Below are 12,627 nucleotides of genomic sequence, written 5' to 3'. Positions count from 1 at the left end.
AATATGAATAAAGGAAAACTACTTGTCTTCTCTGCTCCATCAGGCTCTGGAAAAACAACAATTGTCAGGCATTTGCTGGCTCAACCCGATTTGAATTTGGAATTCTCGGTTTCCTGTACAACCCGTGATCCCAGAGGACAAGAAGTGCACGGAAAAGATTATTATTTTATATCGCTCAAAGAATTTAAAAACCACATCAAAGCAGAAGATTTCGTTGAATGGGAAGAAGTATACCGAGATAATTTTTACGGAACCTTGAAAAGTGAAGTCGAACGCATTTGGGCCAAAGGTAAAAATGTTATTTTTGATATAGATGTGGCTGGCGGATTGCGTATTAAATCGAAATTCAAACAAGAAACCTTGGCTGTTTTTGTAAAACCACCCAGTATTGACGAATTAAAAATCCGTTTAAAAAAACGGTCAACAGAATCTGATGATAAAATCAACATGCGAATTGCGAAAGCATCGGTGGAATTGGCAACCGCACCGCAATTTGATACAATTATTAAAAATTATGATTTGGATGTAGCAAAAGCGGAAGCGTATGAATTGGTGAAGGAGTTTGTTAGTCGATAGTCTTTAGTGAAAAGTCCTTAGTCCTCAGTGAATAGTCCTTAGTGAAGTACATTATAAATTATTAATATTAAAAAACATAATTATGGCAGCTGTAAATTCCTATAAAGATTTACTAATTTGGCAAAAAGGTATAAGAATTGTCATTTTAGTGTATAAACTGGTTAAAAATTTTCCTGAAGATGAACGTTTTGCTTTAACAAGCCAGTTAAAAAGAGCAGCTGTTTCAATTCCTTCAAATATTGCTGAAGGTTTCGGAAGAAATACCGATAAATCATTCAGTTATTTTCTTGATATTGCTAAAGGCTCATTAAACGAAATTGAAACGCAACTCATTATTTCCAAAGAATTAGATTTTGTTAAAGATGAAAATTTATTTGATGAACTAATGCTACTGATTCAAGAAGAATCAAAAATGATTTATTCCTTTTCAAAAACCCTCAAAAACTAAGGACTAAGGACTATTCACTAAGGACTAAACCATGAAAATCGGATTATATTTCGGCACCTTCAATCCCATTCATGTGGGGCATTTAATCATTGCCAATCACATGGTGGAATATTCCGATTTAGATCAAGTTTGGATGGTTGTGACACCACACAATCCACACAAACAAAAAAGTACGTTATTGGATGATTACCATCGGTTGGAAATGGTGCATTTAGCCACCAAGGATTATCCAAAAATCAAACCTTCTGACATTGAATTCAAGTTACCACAACCCAATTATACGGTCAATACGTTGGCACATTTGCAAGAAAAATATCCAACTAATGAGTTTGCCTTAATTATGGGTGAAGACAATTTGAATTCGCTTCATAAATGGAAAAACTACGAAGTCATTCTGCAAAACCATGACGTTTTTGTTTATCCGCGATTAAATTCAGGCGTGATTGACGAACAATTTATCAACCATCCAAAAATTCATCGTGTGGGAGCTCCGGTGATTGAATTATCCTCTACCTTCATTCGCGAAAGCATCAAAAACGGTAAAAATGTACGAGCCGTTTTACCGGAACATGTGTGGGCGTTTTTAGATCATAATTTGTTTTATAGGAAGTAGTTTAGATTTTTATGAAAAAAATATTTTTATTGATTACAGTTATATTGCCATTACTTTCATTCAGCCAAAATGAAAAAATTAAAATTACATATGGTGCTGAAAATGAAAACATTCCCGCAATTGGTGATACTATTATTTCAAATAATCCAAAAAGTATAAAATTTCAAGATGGTAAAAATTTTATAATTGAAGAATATTTTGAAAATAAAAAAAAAAGTAAGTCAACAGTTTTTCCATTAGATAATTTAAAATTCAAAACTCTTACTAAATATAACGAGAATGGTAAAATAATATTGATTGCAAGTTATAATAATGGAATAGTTGATGGAGCATTTAAAAAATTCTATGAAAACGGTATTCTAATGGAAGAAGGCGAATATAAAATGATGAAAAAAGTTGGTCTTTGGAAGTATTATGATGAAACAGGAAATTTAACTAAAACAGAAGAAAACTAAAATTCATTTATTTACCTTAACACTCCTTTACCACATGTTCCTTCAATCCTTTTGTAACTTTGTATGCGTTTAAGATTTAAACCTTTTAAACCCGTAAACATTTTTTAAACTTTTAAACAATTTTACAATGACAAACTTCGAATTATACAACCCTACCCATTACATTTTTGGAAAAGGTCAAATCTCTAAATTATCCGATCTAATTCCCGCAAAGAGTAAAATTCTTTTGGCTTATGGAGGCGGAAGTATTTTTAAAAACGGCATTTACGACCAAGTAAAAACAGCCCTTGCAGGTTTTGAAATAGTGGAATTTGGCGGCATTGAACCCAATCCGCGTTTCGAAACACTAATGAAAGCGGTAGAAATTATTCGTGCCAAAAACATCACTTTTATTTTAGCTGTTGGTGGCGGAAGCGTAATAGATGGGGTAAAATTTATTTCCGGAGCGTTGAATTTTGAAGGAGATGCCGTCGAAATCTTGAAAAAGCGAATATTGTTCAAAGATGTTTCGAAAGTCATTCCGTTTGGAACGGTTTTAACTTTGCCGGCAACGGGTAGTGAAATGAATTCGGGTGCGGTGGTAACGATTGAAGCAACGCAGGAAAAATTAACCTTAGGCGGAAGTGCTTTATTTCCGAAATTTTCTATTTGTGATCCAACGGTTGTGGCTTCCTTACCAAAGAGACAATTGGAAAATGGTGTAGTTGATGCTTTTACGCATGTGATGGAACAATACCTAACGTATCCGCACGATGCGTTATTACAAGATCGGATTTCAGAAAGTATCTTGCAAACATTAATTGAAATTGGTCCGGATGTCGTTCAAAACCCATCCGATTATAAATTGGCTTCCAATTTTATGTGGTGTGCCACGATGGCGTTAAACGGATTGATTCAAAAAGGTGTTCCAAGCGATTGGGCAACCCATATGATAGGTCACGAATTAACAGCTTTGTATGAAATTGATCATGCGAGAACATTAGCGATTATCGGTCCGAACTTATACAAAGTAATGTTTGAAACTAAAAAAGATAAATTGGCTCAATATGGCAAACGTGTATGGAATATTCAAGAGGGTACAACCGATGCAATTGCTAAAAAAGCGATTGAAAAAACAATCGAATTTTTACACAGCATGGGCATGAAAACCAAATTGTCTGAAAACACAAGAGATTTTGAAAAAACAGCCGATTTCATCGTGAATCGATTTGAAGAAAGAGGTTGGAAAGCGATGGGCGAAAAACAGAATATTACGTTGGATAAAGTGAGACAGATAGTGGAGATGAGTTATTAAAAAGAGTTCCTGAGTAGCTGAGATGCTGAGAAAAAATGTGAATGTTAAAATATTAGAAACTCAGCTACTCAGAGTCTCAGAAACTCAGCCTCTCAGAAAAAAAATCAAAAGGCGTTCCTGAATTAAATTCGGGAACGCCTTTTTTCAAAACATCAAAACAAAATTTAACTAACTCTAACTTGCATTATGCAATGATTAGAGAGATACAACGTCCTATTATTTTTTTTATTGTTTTTATTATCAAATTTATAACTCTTTTACCAAATTTTAACTCTTTTATCTACTTCCAGATACATTCCATCTCCCTTTTCGATGGAGAAGGCATCATAAAACGCATCTACATTTTGCAGGGGAACATAAGCTCTGTATTGTCCTGGTGAATGAGAATCTGTTTTTACTAAATTTTTAATGGCTTCATCTCTGGCTTTACTTCTCCAAATAGTTGCCCAAGAAATAAAGAAACGTTGTTCGGGAGTATATCCGTCAATTAATCCCGGATTGCCAGCTTGTTTTAAATGAATTTTTAAACCATCTAGAGCTGCACTTACTCCGCCTAAATCACCAATGTTTTCACCTAAGGTAAATTTTCCGTCCACAAAAATTCCCGGTAGTGGTTCTAATTGCGAATATTGATCCGCTAATGCTCCGCCCAGTTCTGTGAACTGTTTCAGATCTTCTTCACTCCACCAATTTACTAAATTTCCATCGGCATTGTAACGAGAACCGCTATCATCAAATCCGTGTGAAATTTCGTGACCAATAACAGCTCCAATTCCACCATAATTAACTGCTTCGTCTGCTCTGTAATCATAAAATGGCGGTTGTAAAATAGCCGCAGGAAAAACAATTTCATTAAATGAGGCATTATAATAAGCATTCACCGTTTGTGGTGACATTCCCCATTCCGTTTTGTCAACCGGTTTATTTAATTTGGCGAAATTTTCATCATTACGCCATTTAGTTATTGTTTTGGAGTTATCAAAATAAGTTCCTCCATCTTTTGGTCCAATGATTGTAACTTTAGAATAATCTTTCCATTTATCAGGATAACCTATTTTAACATTGAATTTTTTGAGTTTTGCAATAGCATTATCTTTAGTTGATTTTGCCATCCAAGGTAAATTATTGATTCTGTTTTCATACGCTAAAAACAAATTATCAATCATTTTTCTGGCTTTTTCTTTTGCTTCAGGCGGGAACATTTTTTCTACATAAATTTTACCTAATGCTTCCCCAAAAGAACCATTTACAGACTGTAACGCTCTTTCATCAAACGGTCTTTGCTTGATTGCTCCCGTTAAGGTTTTTCCATAAAATTGCCAATTGGCATTTCCTATTTCTGTTGATAATAATCCGGCATAACGATTAAGAAGTGTCCAACGCATGTAGGCTTTCCAATCCTCCACTTTGTTTTCTTTGAAAATAGTTTCTAAAGCGGTCATGTAACGCGGTTGAGAAACTATAATTGTATCCACTATTGGTAAACCTACACCTTGCAAATATTCATTCCAATTAATGGTAGGTGTTAAATTTTGAAGTTCAGCAATCGTCATCGGATTATAGGTTTTTCTTCGGTCTCTTCGTTCCACTCGATCTAAACGTGGTGTTGCCATGGCAATTTCGAGAGTTAAAACTCTATCAGCAGTAGCTATAGCTTGAGCCGGTTTTTCGCCTAAATAGCTCATCATCTTGATGATGTGAGCATGATACTTTTCTCTTTTTTCTTTACTGTCTTTATCCCCTGAAACATAGTAATCACGGTCCGGTAAGCCAAGACTTCCTAAACCAACATTTACCACATTCCTATTGCTGTTTTTAGCATCAGTTCCTACACCAACTCCAAAAAAACCAACTCCTCCTTGAGTTTCCATTTCTATTAAAAGTTTTTTAAGGTCAGCTACATCTTTTACGGCATTAATTTTTTCCAGATAAGGTTTTAACGGTTTAATCCCTTGTTTATTTCTAGTAACCGTATCCATAATTGTACGGTATAGATTTAGAGCTTTCCCTTGATCTGTTTCAGCTGTATAAGAAGGGTTATTCAATGCTTCTTTTAAAATAAGCATCATATCTTTATCTGTTTTTTCACGAAGTTCATCAAAACTACCCCATCGAGTTCTATCGGCTGGAATTTCATTTTTATCTAACCAATTTCCATTTACAAATCTGAAGAAGTCATCGCTTGGTTTGACGGTTTTATCCATGTATTCCAAGTTGATTCCGATGGTTTCTTTATTTTTCTCCTGAGCAAATCCAACTGTTAAGGAAGACAATGTCAACACACAGATAATGTTTTTTTTGATTGTATTCATTTCTTAATTTTTAATTATCCTTTTAACTACTTGTTGATCATCATTACTTATTTTAACAAAATAAACACCGGTGGTCACTTTTTCAAGGTTCAATTGTATTTTATCGTCTGATAAAGCGTTTTCCTTAATAGTTAAAATGATTTTACCTGTTACATCAAATACTTCCACTTTTTGCGGTTTATAATTACCATAAGTAATTGTAAACAATCCATTAGACGGATTAGGATAAATAGCAATTTCATTTAAACTAAAATCAGATGTAGACAATGTCCCATCGATGATAAAATCATCAATAATAACGCCTTCATTATTAACTGCTTCGTCTGAATGAAAAACAAATCTAAAAATAATGTTACTTTGACCAATAAACTGATTCAACATATAGCTATACTCTTGCATAGTTGTATTAGTGCCTGTCCATTGTGCTCCAGGACAATTGTTACAATCATCAGCGGTTTGTGGAGATCGACTACTATTGTACCAATTAGCATCGTCTGCAGAGCCTAAAACATTCCAGGTTTGGCCTATATCGTTAGAATATTCCAAATATAAAATATCCCAATTCAATTCTAAATCAAAAGCCATTTTAAATCGGATGACAGGATTAGAAATCTGAGAGAAATTATAACATTGAGAATATAAATAAGCTTTTGTTCCATCTGTATAATTACCACTCAAATTCGTTCCATAAACTCCCACTCCTGAAGAAGTTGTATTTAATAATGTTCCCGTTGGTAAACCTCTTTGCCACAAACTAGTTCCTCCTGCTTGTGAAGTTACAAGGCTTGAAAATGGAGTTTCAAAGGTGTTTAAAGAACCTACCAAGCCATTATCATTATTTAAAATTTCAACATTGATACTGTTATTATTGGCAAATAAATCATTAGGTAAAACAACTGTTCCTTGAATGACTGATTTTCCTCTAATTAAACTAAGTCCTGAAATTTCAATAGTTGTTGTTGCCAAAGACTCTAAATTTCCATTCCAAATAAAATTATTAGGAACTCCATTTATAGTGTAATTGAGCGTAAAATCAGTAACCGTTGATAATCCTGTGTTTTTAACTAAGAAGGATAGCGAATTGACATTACAATTAATATTTTCAATAGAGGGATCTTCCAAACTAATAAGAGCTAAATCATTTTGGGCTAATTGTGTTGGAATTGATGATTGCCAAACACCTCTTCCGTAAGTTGAGGCAATAATTTTTTCATCAAATACGTGAATTTCTAAATCGGTGACATCAACATTTGGAAGGTTAGTGTCAAAAGGAACCCACTCACTCATGGTATCGTCCCGATAATAAACCCCTAAACTAGTTCCTACATATAATGGATTATCAATATGATTTCCTTGGTGTTTGATTACATTTTTACCGATATTGGGCAGTCCTGCTCCAATATTTAAAAAGCCCGTTCCTCCGGTTGTAGATTTAAAAACACTTCCTGAAGTACCCGCCGTGGTTACATAAACAATATTACTGTCTTGGAAATGAACCTCTATCCCAGTTATCGCATTTGAAAAGGAATCCACTAATGAAAATGTTATTCCTTTGTCTGTACTTTTAAACAAATCATTCTCATCCCCCACATATATAATATTATCATTAGAAGGATCGATGGTAATTCTTTCTAAATTTCCGGATGTAAATGAAGTAGAAGAAACCAAAGTCCAAACATTGATATTCAACTTATAAAGTCCGTTAAAACCAGCATATAATTCCCCCAGAGAATTAATAGCTAAAGGAGTTATCCAATTTCCGTTTTGTCCATCCGGAGCATAAATACTTCCTGATAAACTATTTCCGGAATTTGTTGAAAAATATAATCCGCCTCCATTTTGAATAAACCCATAAAAATTACTACTGTTATTAGGGTCGATGGCTGTTTCCATACCATCTGCTCCATAGTAATTTTTCCAAACATTACCACTAAATGCATAACCTCCATTATCTTGAAGACCTCCTGCTATTTTAGAAGAAGTTTGTTTTGCAACCGAAATTCTGTAAAATTGTCCTATTTGAGCGGTGGCTGTTAAATCAGTAAATGATTCCCCATTATTAGATGAAACATAAATGCCTCCATCACTGCCACAATATAATATTCCATTATAAAATCTTAAAAAATGTATATCGGCATGCGTGTAAGTAGCCTGAAAAGGATTTGACCAGTCATTAATTTTATCAAACGAATTCCCCCCATTTGTTGATTTCCAAACATTTAAAACCCCCGTGTAAACCTCTTCAGGATTTGTGTCTGAAACAGCTAAAGCCATGTCATACCATGCTTGATTAGCTTCAAAAATATCAACAGTATTATCAGATTTTACAAAATTTAATCCAGAATTTGTTGATTTGTAAAGACCTTGATGACTCCAATTTGTTCGAGCACTTAATACATACACATATTCCGGATTAGCGGGAGTGACATCAATAATTAATCGTCCTGAATTTGAAGGCATGCCAGAAATAATTTGTGTAAAAGTTTCCCCTCCATTGGTTGAGCGATGGAAACGATTTGTCGTGACTGCATAAACAACATCTGGATTACCTGGTTTTAACTTCAAATCTTTTACATTTCCATTTAATTTTTTTACCCAAGTATTACCTGCATCTATTGTTTTATACATGCCCACACTTGTGGCAACCCATAGGATATTGGGGTTTGTAGGATGCATAAAAATTTCACTTGCTAAAGTTGAAGTGTTAGTAAAGGTAAGTCCGGTAGTGTTCCATGTTAGTCCGCCATCAAGTGATTTTAAAACTCCTATTGAATAAGAATCTGCAGCGTCTTTATCTCCGGTAGCAATATAAATAATGTTTGAATTTGTATGATCAACTGCTATCCCAGAAACCCCAATTTGGGGGAGATAATCAGAAAGCGGAGTCCAATTTAGACCCGCATCTGTTGATTTCCATATTCCTCCTGCAGGTGCACCGAGATAAATTGTATTTGCATTATTTGGATCGACCACAATAACGTTTACCCTTCCTTGCCCTGATGACCAAGAGCCCGTGTTGATATGATTAAATGGCCCTAGTGGCTCCCAATTACTAATTGCACTAAGCGTTGAATTTCGATTAACCCTATCTTGATTTTTTTGATTCCAAGCATTCCACATTTGTTCCGGAGTCAATAAATTTCCCGAATTATCGACTTTGTTTCTCCAATGGGTTTCCCAACGCATGAAAGGTTTGTAGCCACTTCCTTTTGCTTTATAATTTTTACCTGCCCAATACTTATCAAATGCCACTTTAATTTCATCAATTGTTGCATCACCAGTTTCTTTCTTTTGAACAGAATCCATCCAAGGTGCCGTTGAATTAAATTGAGCAATTGAAGATGAAAATTGAAAAAACAATAAGAGGAGTAGAATTTTTTTCATTTGTCTTAAATTTTATTCAAAAATATAAAAACCAATTGAATTGAGTGGTATTAATTAACACTTGTGTAACTAGTATTTAGTAAGTTATCTTTTTTACCTTTGTAAAAAAATCAAAATGCTATCTTTAATCAATCGATATAAATTTATAATCTTAGGATTTATCTTATTTTCTGTGCTATTTCTTTACATAGCATATCAATTTTTAAATCCAAAAAAAATGTTACCCATTTATAACCCTTCGATGGTAAATTCAGAATTAGTCGATACTACTGTGCAACATATCAGTAAATATCATGCCATTGCTGATTTTTCATTCACTAATCAAAACGGAAAAATAATTACTCAAAAAGACTATGAAGGGAAAATTTATGTGGCTGATTTTTTCTTTTCTACTTGTACCACTATTTGCCCTATTATGCAAGATAATATGGTTGAAATTCAAAATGCATTTAAAAATAATCCAAAAGTAATGTTGCTTTCACACACCGTTATGCCTCAAATTGATAGTGTTCCGGTATTGAAAAAATGTGCTTTAGAAAAAGGTGTCATTGACTCAAAATGGAATTTAGTAACCGGAGATAAAAAAGATATTTTTTACATCGCACGGAAATCCTACTTAGCAGTAAAAACAGATACGGCTGGGGAGTTATACGATATGGTTCATACGGAAAATTTTATTCTAGTTGATGAACAAAGAAGAGTTCGTGGTTTTTATGATGGTACTAAAAAAGAAGATATTAAAAGGTTAATTGAAGATATTAATTTTTTATTGGGCGAAAATAAATAAACTTATAAATTGACATTTACCAGTAAAGGTTTTATAAAAAACTGTACTTTTGTATTTATATTTATTCTAAATAAACATTGCGAACAACTGTTGACCTGCTCAAAAAAGGCGAGAAAGGAGTAATCTTAAGCTTCGATATCGATAAAATTCCGTTGAAATTAATTGAAATGGGTTGTATGGAAGGACATTTAGTTGAATTAATTCAAGTTGCACCGTTTGGAGATCCGCTGTACTTAGATATGAACGGAACTCATTTGGCTATTCGAAAAGAAATGGCACATGAAATTGTTGTAGAAATAATTCAAAATTAATTGCAACAAGGTCATGAAAGAAAACCCCATTAAAGTTGCTCTTATTGGTAACCCTAACACGGGTAAAACTTCGTTATTTAATCAACTCACCGGCTTAAATCAGCAGGTGGGCAACTACCCTGGAATTACGGTTGAAAGAAAAGTAGGAAGTTGTTCGTTGCCAAATAACAATAAAGCTATTATACTTGATTTACCGGGAACGTATAGTCTGAATGCAAATTCATTAGATGAAAATCTGGTTATAGAATTGTTGTTAAATAAAAACGACGCTGATTATCCGGATCTAGTGGTGGTGGTTTCAGAGGTAGAAAATTTAAAACGAAATTTGCTGCTTTTTACTCAAATCAAAGATTTAGAAATTCCTACCATTTTGGTTATTAACATGGCCGATCAAATGGAACGTAAAGGCATTTCGTTAGATATTCCAAAATTAGAAGCTGTTTTAAAAACCAAAATCGCTTTAATTAGTTCCCGTAAAGCAAAGGGAATCAGTGAATTAAAAGATTTGATAGTCAACTTCAAACAATTATCTACCGAAGCTTGTTTAAATGCCTCAGAAATTGACAAAGACTATTTTGAAAGTTTACGCCGGATTTATCCGAATCAACAGCAATACAAATTGTGGTTGGTGATTTCGCAGGATGTAAATTTTGGTTCCATAAATAAATCTGTTTTACAAAACAATTCGTTTTCCAAACCTGATTCAGAATTAAAACGTTTGCAACATAAAGAAACGGTCAAACGCTACCAATTTATCAATGATTTATTGAAAGTTGCCAAAAAAGTAGATGTATCAAAAGCTCGCGATTTACGCAGTCGTTTAGACAAAATACTGACACATAAAATTTGGGGATATGTCATTTTCTTTGGCGTATTGCTGTTGATATTTCAGTCGGTCTTTGATTGGTCGAGTCTGCCGATGAACTTTATCGACGAGCAATTTGCCTCATTTAGTTCTTGGATGGCAAGAAATTTTCCTGCGGGAAAACTAACCGATTTGATCGCTCAAGGAATCATACCGGGAATTGGTGGTGTGCTCATTTTCATTCCGCAAATTGCCTTTCTTTTTCTTTTTATTTCCTTGTTGGAAGAAAGCGGTTATATGAGTCGCGTAGTGTTTTTAATGGACAAAGGCATGCGTCGTTATGGATTGAGCGGAAAAAGTGTGGTTCCTTTAATATCAGGCACTGCTTGTGCCATTCCGGCTATTATGGCGACCCGAAACATCGAAAACTGGAAAGAACGTTTGATTACTATTTTAGTAACGCCGTTTACTACCTGTTCGGCACGAATTCCGGTTTATACCATTCTTATTTCAATCATCATTCCCGATCAACGCGTGTTAGGATTTTTAAATCTACAAGGACTAACTTTAATGGTTTTGTATGCACTTGGATTTTTAATGGCTATTGTTTCAGCGATGATTTTAAACAAAATTTTACAGTTCAAAAGCAAAAGCTATTTTGTAGTTGAAATGCCCAATTACAAAATTCCCTATTACAAAAATGTGGGCTTAAATGTGTTGGAAAAAACAAAAACGTTTGTTTTTGGAGCAGGAAAAATAATTGTTTCACTTTCTATTGTTTTATGGTTTATGGCCTCTTATGGTCCGACTGATAATTTTAAAAATGCAGAAATAATCATTCGAACCGAAGCAAAAAATTCACTTACTGCCGATCAATTAGAGGATAAAATCGCGTCGTTTAAACTAGAAAACTCATACATCGGCATTCTCGGAAAATCAATTGAACCTGCCATCGCTCCTTTGGGTTACGATTGGAAAATTGGCATCGGAATTGTTGCCTCATTTGCCGCTAGAGAAGTATTTGTGGGAACTATGGCCACGATTTATAGCGTGGGTAGTCATGAAGAAGAAGTCAATACAATTAAGCAACGTATGCGGGCTGAAGTACATCCGGATACCGGACAACCCATTTATACTTTTGCTTCCGGAATTTCCTTATTACTTTTTTATGCGTTTGCCATGCAATGCATGAGCACACTCGCCATTGTAAAAAAAGAAACTAATTCTTGGAAATGGCCTATTATTCAACTTTTTGTCATGAGTGGTTTTGCCTATTTAATGGCATTGTTGGCTTTTCAGATACTAAAGTAGATTACTTTTCCTTTTTACTTTAATTTAAGTTAATTCCACTTGACTTCAAGTCAAAGTAAAATATAATTAAAATTATGTGTCTTTAAGATGGAAGTGGTCTTTGATCAAATTATGGACTACTTAAATGTAAATTATAATAATTATGTATTCAAGATAGTCAAATATAATTGGACAATTTTCATACTATACTCGCATCATGTTGTGGACTTATGAACAGTTCTATAAATAGCAATTCTAGTACTTGATGGGCCTCAAACTTTAAAAGCAAGGATATAACCTGCCTAATATATTTTTGACTTTCATTTTGAAGTCCTCGTATTCAAAAAAAATT

Annotated in this window: 10 protein-coding genes; 8 read left to right on the top strand and 2 right to left on the bottom strand. The window is 34.0% G+C overall.

Features of this window, described 5'->3' with window-relative positions; genetic code table 11:
• The first annotated feature begins 3 nt into the window (after positions 1-3).
• The 5 genes from gmk to ACIQ2Z_RS02965 all read left to right on the top strand — a co-directional run bounded on the left by gmk (position 4) and on the right by ACIQ2Z_RS02965 (position 3,386).
• Positions 4-576 (top strand): guanylate kinase, encoded by a 573-nt coding sequence (gmk, locus tag ACIQ2Z_RS02985; protein WP_396182681.1) that lies wholly within the window; start codon positions 4-6, stop codon positions 574-576.
• An 82-nt stretch (positions 577-658) separates the two neighbouring features.
• Complete coding sequence (locus ACIQ2Z_RS02980) at positions 659-1,024, top strand: four helix bundle protein (RefSeq protein WP_396172423.1); 366 nt, start codon at positions 659-661, stop codon at positions 1,022-1,024.
• A gap of 31 nt (positions 1,025-1,055) precedes the next feature.
• Positions 1,056-1,637 carry a nicotinate (nicotinamide) nucleotide adenylyltransferase gene (gene nadD, locus ACIQ2Z_RS02975; protein ID WP_396182680.1) on the top strand — a complete coding sequence of 194 codons (582 nt, stop codon included), beginning with the start codon at positions 1,056-1,058 and terminating at the stop codon, positions 1,635-1,637.
• An 11-nt stretch (positions 1,638-1,648) separates the two neighbouring features.
• On the top strand, positions 1,649-2,092 hold the full coding sequence (locus tag ACIQ2Z_RS02970; protein ID WP_396182679.1) for a toxin-antitoxin system YwqK family antitoxin: 444 nt from the start codon (positions 1,649-1,651) through the stop codon (positions 2,090-2,092).
• A 127-nt stretch (positions 2,093-2,219) separates the two neighbouring features.
• Positions 2,220-3,386: an iron-containing alcohol dehydrogenase gene (locus ACIQ2Z_RS02965; protein ID WP_396182678.1), complete on the top strand. Its 1,167-nt coding sequence runs from the start codon at positions 2,220-2,222 to the stop codon at positions 3,384-3,386.
• A 257-nt stretch (positions 3,387-3,643) separates the two neighbouring features.
• Here ACIQ2Z_RS02965 and ACIQ2Z_RS02960 read toward each other — a convergent pair whose 3' ends face one another.
• Together ACIQ2Z_RS02960 and ACIQ2Z_RS02955 are read right to left on the bottom strand one after the other, a co-directional pair.
• A complete protein-coding gene (locus tag ACIQ2Z_RS02960) occupies positions 3,644-5,698 on the bottom strand; it encodes a M13 family metallopeptidase (protein WP_396182677.1) in 2,055 nt (684 codons plus the stop codon).
• 3 nt (positions 5,699-5,701) lie between these two features.
• Positions 5,702-9,082, bottom strand: a complete 3,381-nt coding sequence (locus ACIQ2Z_RS02955; protein ID WP_396182676.1) for a T9SS type A sorting domain-containing protein — start codon at positions 9,080-9,082, stop codon at positions 5,702-5,704.
• A gap of 115 nt (positions 9,083-9,197) precedes the next feature.
• Here ACIQ2Z_RS02955 and ACIQ2Z_RS02950 point away from each other — a divergent pair, with 115 nt between their 5' ends.
• From ACIQ2Z_RS02950 to feoB, 3 genes are all read left to right on the top strand, one after another.
• The gene (locus ACIQ2Z_RS02950) at positions 9,198-9,869 is read left to right on the top strand and encodes an SCO family protein (protein ID WP_396182675.1); all 672 of its coding nucleotides are present in this window, start codon (positions 9,198-9,200) and stop codon (positions 9,867-9,869) included.
• 77 nt (positions 9,870-9,946) lie between these two features.
• On the top strand, positions 9,947-10,180 hold the full coding sequence (locus tag ACIQ2Z_RS02945) for a ferrous iron transport protein A (RefSeq protein ID WP_396182674.1): 234 nt from the start codon (positions 9,947-9,949) through the stop codon (positions 10,178-10,180).
• Between the two features lie 13 nt (positions 10,181-10,193).
• Positions 10,194-12,296, top strand: a complete 2,103-nt coding sequence (gene feoB, locus ACIQ2Z_RS02940) for a ferrous iron transport protein B (RefSeq protein WP_396182673.1) — start codon at positions 10,194-10,196, stop codon at positions 12,294-12,296.
• Positions 12,297-12,627 lie beyond the last annotated feature (331 nt).

This window comes from Flavobacterium sp., from assembly GCF_044361015.1.
In the GTDB taxonomy this organism is placed as follows: Bacteria; Bacteroidota; Bacteroidia; order Flavobacteriales; family Flavobacteriaceae; genus Flavobacterium.
The sequence above is the reverse complement of the archived record's forward strand: the minus strand, read 5'-3'. Positions and strand labels throughout refer to the sequence as shown.

What these genes read in the sequence shown, in the direction of transcription:
- gmk (WP_396182681.1), top strand. Translation starts at nt 4, where the DNA reads ATGAATAAAGGAAAACTACTTGTCTTCTCTGCTCCATCAGGCTCTGGA.
- ACIQ2Z_RS02980 (WP_396172423.1), top strand. Translation starts at nt 659, where the DNA reads ATGGCAGCTGTAAATTCCTATAAAGATTTACTAATTTGGCAAAAAGGT.
- nadD (WP_396182680.1), top strand. Translation starts at nt 1,056, where the DNA reads ATGAAAATCGGATTATATTTCGGCACCTTCAATCCCATTCATGTGGGG.
- ACIQ2Z_RS02970 (WP_396182679.1), top strand. Translation starts at nt 1,649, where the DNA reads ATGAAAAAAATATTTTTATTGATTACAGTTATATTGCCATTACTTTCA.
- ACIQ2Z_RS02965 (WP_396182678.1), top strand. Translation starts at nt 2,220, where the DNA reads ATGACAAACTTCGAATTATACAACCCTACCCATTACATTTTTGGAAAA.
- ACIQ2Z_RS02960 (WP_396182677.1), bottom strand. Translation starts at nt 5,698, where the DNA reads ATGAATACAATCAAAAAAAACATTATCTGTGTGTTGACATTGTCTTCC.
- ACIQ2Z_RS02955 (WP_396182676.1), bottom strand. Translation starts at nt 9,082, where the DNA reads ATGAAAAAAATTCTACTCCTCTTATTGTTTTTTCAATTTTCATCTTCA.
- ACIQ2Z_RS02950 (WP_396182675.1), top strand. Translation starts at nt 9,198, where the DNA reads ATGCTATCTTTAATCAATCGATATAAATTTATAATCTTAGGATTTATC.
- feoB (WP_396182673.1), top strand. Translation starts at nt 10,194, where the DNA reads ATGAAAGAAAACCCCATTAAAGTTGCTCTTATTGGTAACCCTAACACG.